This is a genomic window from Paenarthrobacter sp. 10N417 (assembly GCF_056394745.1).
Map to the genome: position 1 here is coordinate 93209 of NZ_JBFTIL010000008.1, position 18996 is coordinate 112204.

Here is an 18996-nt window from a genome sequence, read left to right on the forward strand (position 1 = left end):
TGGCATCGGAGAACTTTGCATTGCTCCTGCAAGTGTTTTTGGCTCCACGTTGAACCGCTTCATGGCCCTATATTCCACGACAAATCAGAGAAGGTCATCCCATCGTGCGGCGTAAGTCAATGTCCCCCTTGAAACCGCACCAGGAGGGCCCGCGAAATGCTCTTCAACTGATCCTCAGCCTGGAGTTTGGCTCGGCCCTCATCGGCAAGACGATTCTGGTCACGGCGTTCTGGGCGCAGACCATGCTTTTTGTTGTCCTCACGTTTGAGCGCACCGGCTCAGCTGCATGGGTCGGGCTTGTGTTGGCTGCGCAACTACTGCCTCAAGTCTTCCTCGCCATATTGAGCGGAAGCATGGCGGACAAACGTGGTCCGCGGATTCCCATTGTATTAGGTGGTCTCTGTGCGGGAACCGGCAGCATCAGCCTCGCCATTTGGCTCGAAATCCCGGCACTGGCGAACCTCATTCCCGTTGAGATGCCGTTGCTGGCGTCCTCAGTAATCTGCGGCGTTGGGATCGCGTTGGCGTCGGCCGCCCTGCAAGCAGTACCCCCGAGGTTGTCGCGTCCGAACGAACACGCAACGGCCATGTCCCTCAACTTCCTTCCCTCTGCGTTGGGTCGAACGCTCGGTCCCTTGGTTGGGGCTTGGCTCGGTTCCGCGGTCGGACCGATCTTGACGCTGGCAATTTTGGCTGGGATATGTGCTGTTTCAGCAAGCGTTTTCCTCCTTATCCGACGACTTGGAACACCAAGTATCACCACGGGCGGTCCACGACGACTGCGGGACGTAACGAAGCACGTGTGGAATGACAAACCCCTGCTGGCTGCTATCTGCGCTGCTGCAGCTATCAGCGCGGCGGCTGAGGCGTCTGTCACGCTGGCACCGAACATTGGGAGCCTGCTGGGCATTGGGACCGTCGGTGCAGGTTGGGTGACAGGCGCATTCGGTCTAGGTGGTCTCGTAGGTATCCTCACTTACCGAGTTTTCACCACGTTCCTGAGGCCGCAATCCGTTGGGCTCTTATCCATGGTCATCCTCGGGGTGTCATTGGCCCTGGTGGGGTTGGTTCCGTCGCTTGGATTTGCCACAGCCATGCTTATTCTGGGCGGCGCCAGTATGGTGATGGGCATCACGGCGTTTGGTGTCGTAGTACAGCAGCGAGCACCGGCTCAATTCCTCGGACGAATCATGGCCATATGGGTGATGGCCTTCTCCGGCGTGCGGCCCGTTTCAGGGCTTGTCCTCGGCCTGGTTTCCGACCATGTCTCCACAACGTCGGCCATCCTGGGTGCAGCTTTTGTGGCTGCCGCCACGGGAGTATGCGTTCATTTGTGGAGCCGGAGTGTGTCGAGGCGGGCGCTGGCCAGTAAGAAAGGGTCAGTCGATCCTAATGTCGCCGATGCGACAACCTCTGTTCGTGATCAAATATAGGTGTTCTTATATATGAACAACTTGGATGGGCGGCGAGTCATAAAGTCCGATATGACCCTTATCGGAGCCCCGCAACGGCGAGCTGGGATGAATGCCCTTCCATTGGTGGGGTCCGACCTTGGAGGTAGCGTGAATATCAAAGTAGGGATAATTGGGCTTGGCGCAATGGGCGGTAACGCAGCGAGTCGACTCGAAGAACAAGGCTTTGACCTGGTTCTTTATGACCCCAGAATCGAACAAATGGCGGCGCACCCTCAAGCGATCCAGGCTTCATCGGTCAAGGACTTGGCCGGACAAAGCGACGTGATTCTAGCGTTCCTGCCGTATTCGGCTCAGGTGGAAGCTGTCGCCATTGGCGAAGGCGGGGTTATTGAGACTGCCCGTCCAGGCACGGTTTTCGTGAATATGGGGACCATCTCTCCAGTGACTACACGGAAGATTGCAGACGTACTCGGCACCCGCAACGTTGAGGTTATCGGTGCCCCCATGAACGGCGGTCCCCACGTCGTCCGTGCTGGTCGCCTTGCGCTGGTGGTCGGCGGCAGAGACGACGTTGTGGAGAAGTGCAGGCCTGTTCTTGCAGCCTTAGGTGAAATACGGCATATGGGCGACGTCGGCTCCGGTGAGGTTGCAAAGATTGTGAATAATCTGATTCTTGCCATATGTATCAATGCCAATGCCGAGGCACTCGTACTGGGTGTGAAGTTCGGTGTTGACCCGGAGAAGCTCGTTGACTCCGTCATCGAGGGGGTGGGCTTCAACCATGGCATGCGTAAGCACTATAAGGAGCACGTGCTCAAGGGCGACTTTGGCGAGCAAGACCTGTTCTCCGTGGACTTCATGAGGAAAGACCTGGCCCTTGCTCTCGAGTTGGCCGATGATCTGAAGGTCCCTCTGAAATTTGGCGCCTTGGCGGACCAGAGTTACCAGGCTGCCAGGGCAGCCGGACGAGCAGCGAACTATCACCCAGTAGTGTGCACAATTCTTGAGGATCTATGCGGTGTGAAAATTCGCAGCACGGAGCACATATCAATCTCCGGAGTTGAGGGCTCGCGCGGCTAATAACCACACAAGGGAAGAGCTTCTTGGCTCCTCCCGTCACACATTCATCGGCCCCGTGGCCAATCAAGTGAAAGGGAACAACCATGCTAACTGTCGTTCGTAGGGGAGATGGCGGACCAACCGCCCGTTCAATTGGCCCATATACCGGTGAGTTGTGGCGGGACTTATTGCTGCAGCAAGACGACGGGTTCTCCCTGGGAAAAGTCTTCTTCACCCCTTGCGGTCGGACCTACTGGCACACACATCCGGGTGGGCAACTACTGATAGTTGAACACGGTGAAGGACTCGTGGGGGATGATGACCAGACTATTAGAATCTCTGCCGGCGATATCGTCTGGACGCCGCCCAATACGAGGCACTGGCACGGAGCAACTTCATCACATTCAATGATGCACACCGCAGTGACGTTCGCTGGGGTGGTCTGGGAGGACGAACTGTCCGAGGAAGAGTATTTGCGCGCTCAAGAGGCTGGCCGCGGCACTTCCTTCACACGGCCCAGCCAAGGTGACGGCGGCACTTCGTCACTCGGCTGATGTTATTACCGCATTGATAGAGACACTCTTCCGAAACTTAGCCAACTGTGGGGGCCGTGCGGGGGCCAAGCAGCGCATGTGTTTCTTCGGTCTTGAGAGCGGCTACTGGCAGCGTCGAGTTAGCGGTCGAAGACGTACGAAGGCCGTCAAGTAGTATCCAAAGATACCGCCGGTAAAGCTCGACTGCATCGGGGCGCCCGGCTACGGTGGTCCCCTCACGCACTGTTCCGGAAATGGCCGTCAGGCCTATCTGGGCAAAGATCAAGTCGGTTCCAGTCACATCGCTGCGAAGGACACCGCCGTGATGTGCTCTTTCTACGACTTGATTGACCAATGGCGCCAGTCGGTCGCCCTGCCAGTCATGCCTTTCTGGTCCCGATTTGCGGCGTCCCGCCAGTATCTGTGCCATGCCTTGATCTCTGGTCTGCACGGCGAGTGAACGTTCAAGATAAAACACCAGGCCATCCCACGGGTCGGGCACTGCCAGAGCTTCGTGGAGTATTGATTCGAGCTCTTGAACTTGTTGAAGCCAAAGCGCCTCAATCAATTCCTCTTTATTGGCAAACCGTCTATATGCGGTCCCAACCCCGACGCCGGCCCGGTGGGCGACGTCGTTCAGTGTGGCATCGAGTCCACGTTCGGCAAAGAGCTCTCGTCCCGCGGCTAAAAGTCGCTCCCGGTTAAGCGCTGCATCCTTGCGCATGGTTTGTTTCGGCATAGGTCCACCCTAACAAAGTGGATGTATGCAATCCGTTGAGTCTGAGCACTGGCACGCCGAGATAGGTGGCTCAAGAGTGCCCCTACCGCTGTCCAGCTCCCTTCACGGCCTCGAGGAAGGTTAGCGCCTCTTCGTAAGTGGGAATGTTCCCCAGATCGCCATGACCGAAGAAGCGAATCGGCCAGCGTCGTGCTTGGGCTAGCTCGCTGACGAAGGGGTCATAATCGCCGAGCCTCATGTAAAGGACGCACGACTTTGTCGGCGGCTGCTTGCCCGCTTTGGGCGTTGGCGCTGACGTCAGGCCCGGGAGGTGTCGTCACCGCTCCACTCGGATGGGCGCTGGCGGGGGACTCTGGCTCGCGCCTACACAGAGAAGATCCAAACCGCAACCGTCGATCGGAGTTGGATTCGGGGGACTTCTGCCGGGAGCGCCATGGCATGTTGGACCGTAGTGTTCACGCAGACACGAGAGGCTGGAGTGATGCGGCGGCCCTTGTGGCGCGTTCCAGGACGCTCATGGAGGCGTTCTCAATAGCTGGCACTTCGATGCTGATAGGAAGGTCGGACGGGAGCGCTCGCAAGAGCTCGCCCAGCGGAAGGTCGCCATCTCCAGGGTACAACCGTCCGCTGCGGGCCTCCCCGGCGAGATCGCTCGGAGCTGCGGCTGGTGCGTCACATAATTGGACGCAGGCGAGAGCCTGCCGAGGGATCCCCAGAATATCCTTGGCTGTTCCACCCGAGCGGAACAGATGAAGGGCGTCGATAGTGATACCCAGTCCGGGGTGGCCGACTGTGGCAACTATGTTCGCGGCGTGTTCGAGGGATCGTATGCTGCGGTACGCCATGAACTCGAGCATGACGCCAACTCCGAAGCGCTCCCCAGCCTCACATAGTTCCGCTATGCGACGCACTACGCCGGCCTCAGTTGCAGCGTCATAGTACCCTTCAGCTTCTGCCGTGATCGCAAATCGCTGAGCGCCGATCGAACCGGCGAACTCGAGTGCGGGTATGAGGGCCGGAACATCAAGTGCAGACGTAGCCCGGGCGACTTCGACGTCGAGAACGCGAAGGCCGGTTGTCGACAGATGTTGCTCAATGGCCGCTTGCAGGGCTTTGTCGGCCATAACATCGATGTCTGACTCCATCACCGGCAGAAGGCGCAGACTGACTGCGTTGAATCCTGAAGCTGCGGCGACGTCGATCTGTTGAACTGGCGAGCATGGCAATACTGTCAGAGGAGCAAGGGAGATAATCCGGTCATTATTGGTCTTCATGGTGAACTCTCCAATTATGGGCGCCCAAGGGTCTATGCAAACCAGAACCCAAGCCGCACCACTACGCGTTCGTATTTACGCACGAGTATACGCTATCTCGAAACAAGAAAACGAGCCAAGACGTGACGCCTCGCAGTAAGAGGTCTTCGGGTGGCCGTGGGAATCCTCGATAACGTTCGTATTTAGGAATGAATATCTGTTATCCTGAATGTCCGGAGGCGCCGTTGTCTCCAGTGGCGCAGGGCCGCCGGACGGGCAGTCTCCAGTAAGGAGCAGTCATCAATCATGACGCCCACGTCCGCCGAAGAAGATATGTCGTCATTGAGCCACGCCTTTTCCAGTGCGTCGGTGGCAGAGCAGATTAAGGGAATTTCGCCCGAAGTCTACGATGCCGCCGCAAGGTTTTGGAGGGTGCCGGTGGAGGCTGGGGCCCTGACGCCCAGAATGCAAGAGCTGATACTACTGGCCATGCACGCCTCAGCCTCGGCCCTGAATGCTGAAGCGATTGGGCGTCAGGTCAAGCGCGCCAGGCTCGCCGGGGCGACCGAGGAAGACGTGCTGGACACCCTAATCATCATTGTGGGCTTGGCGAACCATGCCCTGTATACATCCGTTCCGGTCCTCGAGGAAGAGCTGACCCGGGCCGGGGCGAGCATTCAGATTCCGGACGCGCATCCGGAATTCGAAGAGGTCAAGAGTCGCTTCATCGCCGCCAGGGGCTTTTGGAATTCCGACCGTGATCGATTGGCTACGTTCCTACCCGAATACGTCCTGGCGTTGACAGATTTGTCGGTGGCGTCTTCGGGATCCGGCCAGCTCAGTAGTAAGGAGCGGGAGTTGATCTGCATTGCAACGGATTGCACCGTCAATCACGCGTTCGAAGCAGGCCTACGGCTGCATATTCGCAACGCGATCAGCCTCGGCGCCTCGGGGGCCGAGATTCTGCACGTTTTCCAACTTGCGGCACTTCTTGGGCTGGAGGGCTACATCCTCGGAGCAAACGCTCTCTTCGGCGCCTCAAGACAGCTGCAAGCGCCGGCTTACCAAGCCCACTGCAGTGGGCCATGGAGCCGCTCCCGCGCATGCAGAGCTTGACGATATCCCTTTCCGTAAGTACATTTACGTTGGTAAATGCGAATAGCCGTACAGAATACGGAACGCGTCTAGTTGGCGAACCGATAGGTTCGACCGAGGCGCTGAGCCAAAACGTGATCAAAGGAGAACCGTGAGCTCACTGACCGCCGACATTGGCCAGTTCCTGGCGAATGTGAAATTCGACGACCTCCCCCCGGAGGTTCTGCCCATGGTTCGCGATGCCTTCACCGACACGGTGGCAGTCGTAATGGTTGGCATCGATCAGCCAGTGACGGAGATTGTTCGTCAGACCCTCGTGGAACCCTCTGGCGTCGGGGAGGCCCGGGCATGTTTGTCGGACCGGCTCGTCTCTGCCCCCGCCGCCGCGTTGCTTGCCGGTGCCATCGCGCACTCGCTGGATTACGATGACCAGTCAATGTCCGGCCACCCGAGTGCGGTTCTCGTCCCCGCCATCCTGGCCGAGGCCGAAGTTCTGGGGTCCACCGGCCAGGAAATGGTCACCGCGTATATCGCCGGCTACGAAGTCTGGTGCGAACTCTGGCGTCGTGACCGCCAGTACCATGCCAAGGGTTGGCACCCGACCTCTGTATTCGGGGTGATGGCCGTTGCTGCGGCTGGCGCTGTGCTGCGCAAGCTGCCGGCCGAGAAGGCTGCTGCAGCTGTAGCCATAGCCGGGAGCTATGCAGGGGGGATCTTCTCGAACTTCGGTTCGATGATGAAGGGGTATCATGCCGGAATGGCTGCCCGGTTTGGGCTTGAGGCTTCCCGGCTGGCCGCAGCGGGAATGAGCGCGGGGACCGACGCAATGGAAAACCGGCAAGGATTCCTGATGGCGTTCTCAACCGACCGCCTGCCGGATCTGACTTCCGAATCGAAGCTTGGCAAGGAATGGTACCTGCCCAAGCACAAGCTGCAGTTCAAGCTCCACCCAACCTGCTACTTCCTGCACCGATCGTTCAATGGGACCGTCCGGATGCTGGAAGGCCGAACGATCGATCCGGAAGAGGTTGAGTCTGTTGAAGTCCGGATGGGCCGTTCTCAGGTGACTGTGCTCGTTTATGAGCAACCCCAGAACCGCTGGGAAGCGGAGTTCAGTGGCCAGTACGGGATCGCAGCTGCTGTAATCCTGGGAAAGATGGGCGTCCCCGAACTCGCCGACGAGGTTGTTCTACGCCCGGACCTTCAGGCCTTCTATCCCAAGGTCAAACTAATTCCGGTCGACGAGGTCGATGAACGGGACCCGGTGTTCTCTCCCTCTGAGTCTGTGAAAATGACGCTCCGGAGCGGCGAAGTGATCGAGAGCGGTCCAATTCTTAGTGTGCCCGGTCAGGCGGACGAACCCCTGACCAGAGAACAGCTTTGGGGAAAGTTCAGGGAATGCACTGAAAAGACGCACTCGGACCATGAGGCCCAGGAGCTCTTTGATGCGCTGCAGCGAATCGATTCGCTGCAGTCGGCAAAAGAATTGCCGACACGCGTAGGGCTCTTCGAGAGCCGACTTGTAGGCAACGTCCAGTGACCTGCCCACTTGGGCCGGTTCATAACTGATTGAGGAAGAAAGTTCATGGGACAAATTACCGTCGCACAGGCAATCGCTCGCCTGTTGGAACAAATGGAAACTGAAGTGGTCTTCGGTCTGAATGGGCACGGCAACTGGGCGTTGCTTGACGCCCTGGTGCACGAGACCAACATCCGCAGCGTCGCTGTGCGCAGCGAAGACCATGCCATCGAATTGGCAGACGGATACTGGCGCCGTAAGCGCAAGCCCCCCCTGCCCATCGTGACCACCAGTGTTGGCCCCGGCAACATGAACACGGTACCTCCGATCGCCACCGCGTACTATGAGTCGATCGGCATGCTGATCCTTGCCGGTGTGGGTGCCACCCACTGGTTCGACCGCGGCGGCATCGAGGAGTTCTATCGGGACAGCCCCGAGGACTGGGCTGGAGTGATGAGGCCGATCAGCAAGAAGTCGCTGATGGCTACCCGCCCTGACACCGTCATCGACATGTTCCTGAAGGCATACCAGACGGCTCATTCCGGGCGTCCGGGACCAGTGGTTATGGCCATCCCCTTCGACATCCAGAACACTCTCATCGACGATGACCTTCCCGATCCGCGGCCGTACATGGTCTGCCACCGTCCCTCGGCCGACCCCGCAGGCGTGGCCAAGGCGATCGAGTTGCTGAAGTCTGCAGAACGGCCGTCAATTGTCGTCGGAAGCGGCATCGCGAACTCAGGAGCGTACGACGCGCTGTTCGAGTTCGCTGAGACCACGGGCATACCAGTCGCGATGACGCCAACTGGCAAGGCGGCATTTCCTGAAGACCACCGGCTCTCCCTTGGCTGCATCGGTCGAGCCGGCACGGGTCAGGGCAACTACGGTGCACGTCACAGCGACGTTGTGTTGGGGATCGGAACGCACTTCACCGACATCGACACCGGCGGCTGGACTTTGTTCGATATCCCAACGAACACCAAGCTCATCCACGTGGACATCGACACCAGCGAGCTTGGCCGCGCTTACCCGACCGAGGTCGCCATTACGTCCGACGCCCGGCTCGCACTTGAGGCATTGACTGTGGCTGCTCGTGACGCAGGGGTCAGCGAACAGGAAGAATGGACTTCGCTGCTCGATTCCAAGCGCACAGAGTGGTTGGCGGAAACCGAGTACATGCGCACCTCGGACATCTCGCCGCTGCACTATGCCAGGGTCACTTGGGACACGGCTGCGGTAGTTGCCGAAAACTGCCCCGATGCCTCCATCCACTTCGACACCGGCAACATGCTGAGCTTCGGCCCGTCGTTCTTGCCGGCCTCTTCGAGGAACGTTGTCCACTCCGGATTCATGCACCGCATGGGTTGGAGCGCGGCATCGGTGCTAGGTGCCAGTATTGCAAGCGACAACGGCCCGGCAATCGCGCTGCTTGGCGACGGCGCATTCCTGATGCGTGCCACAGTGGTTCCTACTGCGGTTGAACTCAACCTCCCCATTGTCTGGGTAGTCATGGACAACAGGTCGTTCCAGATCGAGCGCGAAACGATGCTCAAGGTCTACGGCAGGGAGTCCATGTGTGACTACCGCAAGGTGGGCGAGGAAGAACTCTGGGGACCCGACTATGCTGCGATGGCCCAGGCCATGGGCGCTGAAGCCATCAGGGTGGACAAAGCGGAGGATTACAAGCCTGCGCTGGAAAAGGCCCTAGCCTCGGGTCGTCCCACGCTCATCAACGTTGATACGGAACTGTCGACGCCCCAGTGGCGGGCGATCTGGTACCCGTACCCCGCGAACTTCAACGAGACCTGGAAGCCGGGCCCCGTAGATACCTCTACTACAGGAGAGTAAATCGTGTCTGAACTGCGCCTCAATGATCCCAACCTCCTCCGCCAACTGTGCTTGGTAGGAGGCGAATGGATCACGTCCGATTCGGGGGAAGGTATCCCTGTCCTCAACCCGGCCACCGGAGCGGAAATTGGTTCCGTCCCGTTCTTCAGAGCATCGGAAACGCGCCGCGCCGTCGAGGCTGCTGAGAAGGCCTTGCCTGCGTGGCGGGGGTTGCTGGCAAAGGAAAGAGGCCGTCTCCTGCGTCGTTGGTTCGATCTGGTGATGGAGAATCGCGAGGATCTGGCGCTCATCCTTACTGCAGAGCAGGGCAAACCCTACAAGGAAGCACTCTCTGAGGTGGTCAATGGGGCGCAGTTCATCGAGTGGTTTGCTGAAGAAGCCCGAAGGGCTTACGGCGAGACCATTCCCGCTCCGGCGCAGGACCGCCGCGTTGTGGTGATCAAGCAGCCGATTGGGGTTTGCGCTGCCATTACACCGTGGAACTTCCCAAACACGATCGTGACCCGCAAGGCAGCTGCGGCCCTAGCCGCCGGATGCACGATGATCGTGCGTCCGGCCAGCGAAACACCGTATTCGGCGCTGGCTTTGGCAGAGCTGGCACACCGGGCGGGGATCCCCGAAGGTGTACTGAATGTCATTACCGGCCACTCAAAGGATATGGGGTTGGAACTAACCACAAACCCGGTTGTGCGCAAGCTGTCTTTCACAGGGTCGACCGGCGTCGGGCGCATTCTTATGGGCCAGAGTTCAAGCACGATCAAAAAGCTCGCCCTCGAGCTTGGCGGCAACGCCCCGTTCATTGTTTTCGAAGACGCCGATCTGGAACAGGCTGTCGAAGGCGCCCTGGCTTCCAAGTTCCGCAACTCCGGTCAGGCCTGCGTCGGAACAAACCGTTTCTACGTTCATGACGCCGTTTACGAAGAGTTCTCGTCGCGATTGGCGGCCAGGGTCAAGTCTTTGGTTGTGGGGGACGGGACGGACCCGGGCGTCACGATGGGACCGCTGATCGGCACGGATGCTGTGGAGAAAGTCGAAGCCCACATTGCAGACGCGGTGGCGAAGGGCGCACGAGTCATCGCTGGCGGAAAGCGGCACTCCCTTGGCCGGTCGTTTTTTGAACCAACTGTCATGGTAGATGTCACCCAGGACGCCGACGTCTCACGTGAGGAGACATTCGGGCCGCTCGCGTCCATTTTCCGCTTCACGGACGAGAACGAAGTACTCACGGCGGCCAATGACACCGAGTTGGGCCTCGCGTCCTACGTTTACACACGCGACATCGGCAGGATCTGGCGAATGGCTGAAGGCATTGAGACCGGCATGGTCGGAATCAATGTAGGACTGATGGCCAATGAGGCGGTCCCCTTTGGAGGCATCAAAGAATCCGGCTTCGGTCGGGAAGGCTCCCACTACGGCCTTGAAGACTATCTGGAAGTCAAATACATCTGCATGGGCGGGCTCTGACCCGAGCCGTAATAGGAGGACGAAATGCGCGAAGCCGTAATTGTTGAGGCAGTCCGCACACCGATCGGACGGCGGAAGGGTCTGCTGGCGGATGTTCACCCAGTGGACATGTCAGCCCATGTTCTGAACAGCTTGCTTGAACGTACAGGACTGGATCCAGAAGTGGTCGATGACGTTCTGTGGGGCTGCGTGACCCAACTGGGTGACCAGTCGGGAAATGTTGGTCGTTTTGCCCTGCTGGCAGCCGGGTGGCCGGAATCCATCCCGGGAGTGACCATCAATAGGGCTTGCGGCTCCAGCCATCAGGCTATCGAGTTCGCGGCGATGGGCGTTATGTCGGGCCGATACGACCTGGCGATCGCCGGCGGAGTTGAAAGTATGACGCGCGTTCCCCTCGGAGCCACTCGTGCTGTTGGTGAGCCGTATGGACCAGCTATGAACGCCCGCTACAACCATGCGGGATTCGAGCAGGGAGCTGGCGCTGAAATGATGGCTGAGCGCTGGAAGCTCAGCCGGGAACAGCTCGATGAATTCGCGCTGGCGTCCCATGTGAAAGCCGCTGCCGCTACCGACTCAGGTGCATTCGACAGTCAGTTGGTCCCCGTGCCGGCGGCACCGGACCTTCGATATGACGAAGGAATCCGCCGCACTTCCTCCCTGGACGCACTGGCAGGACTCAACCCGGCCTTCGGCGAAAACGGTGTAGTAACGGCTGGCAACGCATCACAGATTTCCGATGGAGCGGCCGGAGTTATCGTCACGACGCCGGAACGTGCAGCGCAACTAGGGCTGACACCAATCGTTCGGCTGCACAGCGGAGTCGTAGCAGGCGATGATCCCACGCTCGTCCTGTCAGCCCCCATTCCTGCGACGGCGAAGCTTCTGGCCCGCAGCGGTGTCCGTTTGGACGAAATCGGTGCCTACGAAGTCAATGAGGCATTTGCAACTGTGCCCCTGGCTTGGTTGGCCGAGACCGGTGCGAACCCTGACAGGCTCAACCCTCTTGGCGGGGCGATTGCTGTAGGCCACCCCCTCGGGGCGTCAGGCGCCATTCTCATGACCCGTCTCATCAACCATATGCGCGATAACGGCATCCGTTACGGACTCCAAGCCATCTGCGAGGCTGGCGGCACTGCCAACGCCACGCTCGTGGAACTCGCGAGCTGAATCTGAAAGGACCGATCCTTTGCAACTTGAGGGAACATCAACGCTGATAACCGGTGGGGCGTCCGGTCTTGGTTTCGCTACAGCGGAACGCCTCATCAGTAAAGGGGCCAGTGTCGTACTGCTGGACTTGCCGGGGTCTCCAGGCGAGGAGGCCGCCGCGAAGCTGGGCGACAGAGCCACGTTTGTTGGGACCGACATGCTGGAGGAAAACGAGGTTTCGGCAGCATTGGATGTGGCCGAGCAGAATGGCCCGCTTCGAGGAGTCGTCCACTGCGCCGGCCGGGGAGGGGATCGCCTTCGCATTGTGGACCGTGATGGCAATCCGGGCGACTTCGACAGCTTCCAGAATGTCGTCAAGATCAACCTGTTCGGCACCTACAACGTGCTGCGGCTCAGCGCTGCACGAATGGCCGCTAACGACGTAGCCAACGGCGACCGCGGTGCGATCGTGCTTACTGCATCAATTGCGGCTTTCGACGGACAGATAGGACAGGCGGCCTATACCTCATCCAAAGCAGCTGTCCACGGACTCACCCTGGTGGCGGCACGCGACTTGGCAAGCCGCGGCATCCGCGTCAACACCATCGCACCCGGTACCTTCGACACCCCGATGCTGGCGCGACTCCGCAGCGATATTCGCGAGGGCCTCGCCGCAGCTGTTCCCCACCCGTCACGGTTGGGAAATCCCGAAGATTTTGCCCATATGGCAGTCTCCGTGCTGGAGAACGAATACATCAACGGCGAGACCATCCGCCTGGACGGCGCCATCAGGATGCCACCCAGGTGACATTCATTCACCCACATCGATCTATCCACCACTTCAAGCCCTGAAAAAGGAAACGCAATGGACTTTGAACTCACAACCGAGCAGAAGGACTTCCGCGATTCGGTCCGTGCCTTCGCGCAACGCGAACTCGCGTCTGGCGCTGTCGAGCGCGCCCACAGCAGTGATTACCCATGGGACGTTGCCAAGAAGATGGCTGACAACGGCCTCATTGGCATTACCGTCGATGAGGAGGACGGGGGCGGCGGGGGTTCGCTCATGGACGCAGTCATCGCCATCGAGCAAATCGCGGCTGTTTGCCCCCGCAGCGCCGACGTTGTCCAGGCCGGCAACTTTGGTGCGCTGCGCGTCCTCGCGAACTTCGCAACCCCGGACCAGAAGAAGCGCTTCCTTGCCCCGCTGCTCGACGGTACGGGACTGATCTGCGTTGCCATGACGGAGCCCGACGCCGGTTCCGCGGTGACCGAACTGACGACTACGGCTACTCCCGATGGTGACGGCTTCCGGATCAACGGCACGAAGATCTTCACCACTCACGGGCTCCACTCCTCCTTGTTCCTGGTGTATGTCAGGTTTGGCCCCGGGGCAGATGGCATCGGATCTGTTCTCATCGAGCGTGACACCGAGGGCCTGAGCTTCGGAGCGGCAGCAAGCTTCATGGGCGGAGAAGACTGGAACCCCCTGTACTTCGACAACGTCTACGTTCCTGCTGAGAATGTACTGTTGGGCGAAGGCGGCTTTAAGCAGCAGATCAGTGGCTTCAACGTCGAGAGAATCGGCAACAGCGCTCGAGCTCTTGCCCTCGGCCGTTACTCCTACGAACTGGCCAGGGAGCACGCTCTCGTGCGTAAACAGTTCGGCCGCCCGCTGTGTGAGTTCCAGGGCCTGCAATGGAAATTCTCGGATATGAAGATCAAGCTGGATGCGGCCCAGCTCCTGCTGTACCGCGCTGCGATCAACGCAGACACAGGGTTCCCTTCTGCCGAAGAAACAGCGATCGCAAAGGTCATGTGCAACCGTACTGGGTTCGAGGTCGCCAACGAATCGCTGCAGGTCCTTGGAGGTATGGGCTACAGCGACGAGATGCTCGTCGAATACTGCCTGCGCCGTACGCGTGGATGGATGATCGCCGGCGGCACAATTGAGATGCTGCTGAACCGCATCGCCGAATCTGTATTCGGTCGACGATTCTCCCAGAGGCGATAGAGATGCCGCGACTAACAGGCAGCCTGGAAGGGGCAGGACTGAGCGAGCAAGACCGCCGTGTCTTTGACGGTCTCTTCTCGCCGCGGGTCATAGCGCTGGTAGGTGCTTCCAGCGACGAAAAAAAGCACACCTCACGGCCGCAGAGATCTCTGAGGCGGCACGGCTATGAAGGTAAGATTGTGCCGATCAACCCGAAGCGTGATGAGATCTTCGGCGACAAGGCATATCCACGCCTCCTTGACGTGCCGGACACCATCGACCATGCCTTCATCATGGTTCCGGCCGCAGCCGTAGCTGAATCAATCGAACAATGCATCGAACGTCAGGTGCCCGTAGCCACAATCTATGCCGATGGATTTGCTGAGGCCGGTCCCGAAGGCCTGCGCAGGCAGGAGGAACTGGTTGCCCGTGCTCGAGAAGGAGGAGTTCGTATCCTCGGCCCTAACTGCAGCGGCGTTCTGAGCACCAAGCCCTCCAGCGCGCTTTCAGTCAATGCAGCCATTGAGCAGCTGGAAATCACACCTGGCCCGCTTGCCATTATCTCGCAATCAGGGAGCATGACAGGTGGACTGCTTTCACGCGGTCTTGGCCGCGGTGTGGGCTTTTCGAAGGTCGTCTCCATCGGCAACGAGAGCGACCTCACCGTAGGCGAACTCACCGACTGGCTCGTGGATGACCCGGAAACCGGGACGATCTTGCTCTTCTTGGAGACCATTCGTGATGCCCCTCGTCTCGCTTCAGCAGCTCGACGTGCAGTTGAGGCGGGTAAGCAAGTCATTGCCTACAAACTCGGGCGTTCCGACGTCGGACGGCGGCTTGCGGCTTCTCATACGGGGGCGATGGCGGGGTCAGCAGAAGTGGGGGACGCATTTTTTCGCGCCCACGGAATTCTGCGTGTCGATAACCTCGAGACCCTGTTTGAGCTTCCTGCGCTGGTAGCCGGCAAGCATCCGGCAGCGCAGCATCGCGTGGCAGTCATGTCTACTACGGGTGGAGGCGCGGCAACCGTCGTAGACCGTCTTGGCTCGATGAACATTGACGTCGTTTCTCCCAGCAATGAAGTTGTGGACGCACTGGCAGCGAAAGGAATCGACATTCCACGTGGCCCCTTAACCGATCTGACACATGCGGGCACACGCGCAGATGTCTACGGTGCGGTGCTTGATGAATTGGTAGCTTCTGACCATTGCGACCTGGTCCTGGCTATTGCAGGAAGCTCCGCACAGTTTCAGCCTGAAATTTCCGCGGGTCCGTTGGTGCGCGCTGCGAGCCCAGGGAAGCCGTTGGCCGCCTTTTTTGCCCCGCATGCCACGGCGGCCCTGGAACAATTGAGTGAAGCCGGCGTCGCTGGATTCCGGACGCCGGAATCGTGCGCCGACGCGATCAGGGCCTGGAGCCAATGGAGGCAGCCCTCAGAGCCCCCAGCAGCCAACACCGCTGCTTTGGCTGCCATCGCGGACACAATTTCGGGACTAAATGGCCGTCGCCCGAATGAACGTGACTCCGCAGCGATTTTCGCCTCGCTGGCCATCCCGACGGCATCCTCGGTCGTCGTGGACGGGGAAGACGGTGCCGCCATTTCTTCTCTGGATATTGAGTATCCGGTGGTTGCGAAAATACTGTCCGCGGACGTCCCGCATAAGACAGATGCGGGCGGCGTCGTGCTCGGAATCCGCAGTGGTGAGGAACTGGCGAACGCCATTTCGCGCATCCGGGACAACGTAGCCAAACGCCACCCCGCTGCCAAGATTGACGGAGTGCTGGTTCAGAAAATGGAGTCGGGACTGGCGGAAGTCATCCTCGGTTTCCGGCGGGATCCTGAAGTTGGCCCAGTGGTAGTGCTCGGCGCAGGCGGCATTCTCGCGGAAGTCTACAAGGACATTGCCGTTCGGATTGCCCCGGTTGGTCTCGAGGAAGCGCGATCAATGATCAACGAAGTCAAAGGCCTGGCAGTGGTGCGCGGCTACCGTGGGCTTCCTACAGGCGACACCGATGCACTTGCCGACGCGGTAGTTGCGATTTCACAACTTGCCCACGACTCCGAGGCCCTGATCTCCGAAGCCGAGATTAATCCCTTGCTTGTCCTGCCGACAGGCGAGGGCGTGGTCGCCGTTGACGGCCTGGTCATCTGTTCCCATGACCGATAAAGGGCTCGGCCACCCTGACCATTCCCGATCAAAGGATGTGAACAATTGACTAATATCCAGGCTGAAGACGTCCTGTCTGACCTGAGCACCAGCAGTCTCATCGTCGAGTGGGCAGCGCCCGGCGTTGCCCTGTTGACCATCAGCAGGCCAGAGCGCCGCAATGCCCTCAATATCGAAGTCAAGGAAGACGTGGCTCGTGCCGTGGAAGCCTTGGGCGGCGACAGCGCAGTTCGTTCCATCGTTATAACGGGCGCGGGTGGCGCCTTCGTTGCCGGTACAGACGTGGCGGAAATGGAGAATCTGACGCCAGTTGAGCATACCCTTCGTGTTACCGACCGGATGTTTACAGCGTTGCGAGCTTGCCCGAAGCCCCTGATCGCTGCCGTGGAGGGTTATGCCCTGGGCGGTGGCTGCGAATTGGCACTTTGCTGCGACATCATCATCGCCTCGGAAAGCGCCCGATTCGGCCAGCCGGAAATTCTGTTGGGAGTGATCCCCGGGGCGGGAGGTACCCAACGACTGCTGCGCGCTGTGGGCCGCTACCAGGCGATGCGGTTGCTGCTCACGGGCAAACATGTCGTGGCGAGCGAGGCTCTCAGCATGGGTCTGGTTTCTGAGGTCGCGCCCGAGGGCGAGGCGCTGGCCCAGGCCACAGAGATGGCCAAGCTGATCGCCAAAATGCCCCCCTTGGCCGTCGCAGCAATCAAGGAAGTCGTCCGTGCTGGTGCAGACGTGCCCTTGGACACGGCCCTGCTCCTGGAACGGAAGGCCTTCCAGATTCTGTTCGACTCGCAAGACCAGAAAGAAGGAATGCGAGCCTTCCTGGAGAAGCGCCCTCCCGAGTACCAGGGTCGCTGAAAAGTAGGGCGACGTCTGACAGACGTGGTCGGGTTGTCATCAAAGAAAACGCTGCCCGAATCCGCAATTGCGGGTTCGGGCAGCGTTTTCGGCTGGTCTCCATAAAATGCCGCCGGCCTTTCAGCCGGAGATGGACTTGGCCGCCCTTAACATGTCAGCCGCCATCTCATCCATCTTGCCTTCAATACGGGACCGTGGGCCGGCCATCGCAATGGCGGTGGTGATAGGGGAATTTCCAACAGCGACCGGAACGGCAAGACCAATGTGGTCCTGCCCTGATTGTCCGATGTTTATGCCGATCTGCGTTTGCCTGGTGGCGGCCACCTCCGCCCGGACAAAGTCGGCATTGGAAGGCTCTGGATGATGACGGCGCAGGTAACCCTCAAAGCGTTTCTCATCCATGAAGGCCAAGAAAATTTTGCCCGAACTACGCGGCCAGAGCACGAGTCGTCGATGAAGAGGGGTAATAGCACGGATGAACATCTCCGGCTCCACTGAGTCGATGTAGACAACGGAGTCCCCAACGAGTGTGGAGAGCATCGCCGTCTCACTCCAGCGCTCCGACAGTTCGGAAAGAATGTGTCGGTAGGCAAACTGCGCAGTCACGGTCTCAGCAGTGATCAGACTCGTTATGGCCGGCCCGACAACGTAGCCACCGTCGGCTTCGCGGAGGTAGCCGGTTGCTACAAGCCCCTTCGTCAGGGCATGCAGCGATGACTTGGGGGCGTCGAGGGCCGTTGAAAGATCGCCCAACTTCATGGCGCGCGAACCGTTGGCTATGACGAGTTCCAGAATCGTCATAACGCGGCCGACGGTACGATGTTCGGCCGCTACGGCTCCTCCGTTGAGGCTTGCTGACATTTTAATGCCTCCCTTAGCTGCTGAGTTGTTACTAGCTCGTATATAAGCATACGCGGACCGATAGCCGAATCCTGCAGCCGCTTCGGCTTCGTGGCCGTTCTCAAGGACAGAAGCTGAGTGGCGCGGCGTCAGATTCCAACCCAGTCCTTTACTCCGCCAGCATTCGTAATGTGGTACGTCCATACCTAATATGGTACAGTCTTAGCTAGAGATTCGCGCAAGGCCTGAGCTAATTACGTCGATACTGACATTGGCGTTGGAAGGAACCCCCATGAAGATCATCGTCCTGGTCAAGGAAGTCCCGGACACGTACGGGGAGCGAAAGCTGTCTCTGGAAACGGGCCTCACCGACCGTTCCTCGTCGGACTCTGTACTGGATGAAATTTCGGAGCGCGCATTGGAGGTGGCGCTGCGGTACGCCGACCGAAGGGCTGGCTCCGAAGTGGTTGCAATGACCATGGGGCCGGAGACCGCGTCGGCATCCCTGAGGAAGGCACTCGCAATGGGAGCAACCTCGGCTGTGCATATTGTGGACGATGCCCTTGTTGGAGCCGATCTTGGCCTAACGGCCGAAGTGCTCGCTGCAGCCATCCAACGAGCCGGCTTTGATTTGGTTGTTGCCGGAAACCAGTCGACTGATGGTGCTGGGGGAGTGCTTCCAGCGATGGTCGCGGAGCTTTTGGGCGTACCCCAGGCAACGGCGTTGGTCAGCGTAAAGATTGACGAGTCCATGATTGCCGGCCAGCGTGCAACAGACTTCGGCGTCGCAAAAATATCGACCGAACTCCCCGCAGTCATCTCGATCACCGAGTCGATGCCCGAGGCCCGTTTCCCGGGACTCAAAGGCATCCGTGAAGCCAAGAAGAAGCCGTACGAGACACTCGCTCTGGCTGATCTAGATGTAGACATCGACCCAACGAAAACGCCACGATCCATCATGATCGCAGCGAATGAGAAGCCTCCGCGGGGCGCCGGCGTAAAGATTGTGGACGACGGCGATGCGGGCACTAAGCTCGCTGACTTCCTTTTGCAGAACCGTCTCGCCTAG

General features: G+C 59.4%; 16 protein-coding genes. 13 read left to right on the forward strand and 3 right to left on the reverse strand.

The window, feature by feature from the left end; all coding sequences use genetic code 11:
• Positions 1–119: 119 nt before the first annotated feature.
• The 3 genes from AC1DCM_RS12380 (at position 120) to AC1DCM_RS12390 (ending at position 3028) form a co-directional block, all read left to right on the forward strand.
• A complete protein-coding gene (locus AC1DCM_RS12380) occupies positions 120–1433 on the forward strand; it encodes an MFS transporter (RefSeq protein ID WP_477518417.1) in 1314 nt (437 codons plus the stop codon).
• 129 nt (positions 1434–1562) lie between these two features.
• Positions 1563–2495, forward strand: a complete 933-nt coding sequence (locus tag AC1DCM_RS12385) for an NAD(P)-dependent oxidoreductase (RefSeq protein ID WP_477518418.1) — start codon at positions 1563–1565, stop codon at positions 2493–2495.
• Between the two features lie 83 nt (positions 2496–2578).
• The gene (locus AC1DCM_RS12390; protein ID WP_477518419.1) at positions 2579–3028 is read left to right on the forward strand and encodes a cupin domain-containing protein; all 450 of its coding nucleotides are present in this window, start codon (positions 2579–2581) and stop codon (positions 3026–3028) included.
• A gap of 37 nt (positions 3029–3065) precedes the next feature.
• Here the strand turns inward: AC1DCM_RS12390 and AC1DCM_RS12395 are convergent, their stop codons facing one another.
• A complete protein-coding gene (locus AC1DCM_RS12395; RefSeq protein WP_311215012.1) occupies positions 3066–3746 on the reverse strand; it encodes a TetR/AcrR family transcriptional regulator in 681 nt (226 codons plus the stop codon).
• 455 nt (positions 3747–4201) lie between these two features.
• Positions 4202–5020: a sugar phosphate isomerase/epimerase family protein gene (locus tag AC1DCM_RS12400; protein ID WP_477518420.1), complete on the reverse strand. Its 819-nt coding sequence runs from the start codon at positions 5018–5020 to the stop codon at positions 4202–4204.
• 285 nt (positions 5021–5305) lie between these two features.
• On the opposite strand from AC1DCM_RS12400, the gene AC1DCM_RS12405 reads away from it, so the two are divergent.
• The 9 genes from AC1DCM_RS12405 (at position 5306) to AC1DCM_RS12445 (ending at position 17087) form a co-directional block, all read left to right on the forward strand.
• A complete protein-coding gene (locus AC1DCM_RS12405; protein ID WP_477518421.1) occupies positions 5306–6115 on the forward strand; it encodes a carboxymuconolactone decarboxylase family protein in 810 nt (269 codons plus the stop codon).
• Between the two features lie 130 nt (positions 6116–6245).
• Positions 6246–7634 carry an MmgE/PrpD family protein gene (locus AC1DCM_RS12410; protein WP_477518422.1) on the forward strand — a complete coding sequence of 463 codons (1389 nt, stop codon included), beginning with the start codon at positions 6246–6248 and terminating at the stop codon, positions 7632–7634.
• 45 nt (positions 7635–7679) lie between these two features.
• The gene (locus tag AC1DCM_RS12415; protein WP_477518423.1) at positions 7680–9461 is read left to right on the forward strand and encodes a thiamine pyrophosphate-binding protein; all 1782 of its coding nucleotides are present in this window, start codon (positions 7680–7682) and stop codon (positions 9459–9461) included.
• Between the two features lie 3 nt (positions 9462–9464).
• Positions 9465–10925 carry an NAD-dependent succinate-semialdehyde dehydrogenase gene (locus AC1DCM_RS12420; protein ID WP_477518424.1) on the forward strand — a complete coding sequence of 487 codons (1461 nt, stop codon included), beginning with the start codon at positions 9465–9467 and terminating at the stop codon, positions 10923–10925.
• A 24-nt stretch (positions 10926–10949) separates the two neighbouring features.
• On the forward strand, positions 10950–12092 hold the full coding sequence (locus AC1DCM_RS12425; protein ID WP_477518425.1) for a thiolase family protein: 1143 nt from the start codon (positions 10950–10952) through the stop codon (positions 12090–12092).
• A gap of 19 nt (positions 12093–12111) precedes the next feature.
• Positions 12112–12879, forward strand: coding sequence for an SDR family NAD(P)-dependent oxidoreductase (locus AC1DCM_RS12430; RefSeq protein WP_477518426.1), 768 nt, complete (start codon positions 12112–12114; stop codon positions 12877–12879).
• Between the two features lie 57 nt (positions 12880–12936).
• The gene (locus AC1DCM_RS12435; protein ID WP_477518427.1) at positions 12937–14082 is read left to right on the forward strand and encodes an acyl-CoA dehydrogenase family protein; all 1146 of its coding nucleotides are present in this window, start codon (positions 12937–12939) and stop codon (positions 14080–14082) included.
• A 2-nt stretch (positions 14083–14084) separates the two neighbouring features.
• Complete coding sequence (locus AC1DCM_RS12440) at positions 14085–16229, forward strand: acetate--CoA ligase family protein (protein WP_477518428.1); 2145 nt, start codon at positions 14085–14087, stop codon at positions 16227–16229.
• 45 nt (positions 16230–16274) lie between these two features.
• Complete coding sequence (locus AC1DCM_RS12445) at positions 16275–17087, forward strand: enoyl-CoA hydratase-related protein (RefSeq protein WP_477518429.1); 813 nt, start codon at positions 16275–16277, stop codon at positions 17085–17087.
• A gap of 120 nt (positions 17088–17207) precedes the next feature.
• Here AC1DCM_RS12445 and AC1DCM_RS12450 read toward each other — a convergent pair whose 3' ends face one another.
• Positions 17208–17948 (reverse strand): IclR family transcriptional regulator, encoded by a 741-nt coding sequence (locus AC1DCM_RS12450; protein ID WP_477518430.1) that lies wholly within the window; start codon positions 17946–17948, stop codon positions 17208–17210.
• Between the two features lie 271 nt (positions 17949–18219).
• Here AC1DCM_RS12450 and AC1DCM_RS12455 point away from each other — a divergent pair, with 271 nt between their 5' ends.
• Complete coding sequence (locus AC1DCM_RS12455; protein WP_477518431.1) at positions 18220–18996, forward strand: electron transfer flavoprotein subunit beta/FixA family protein; 777 nt, start codon at positions 18220–18222, stop codon at positions 18994–18996.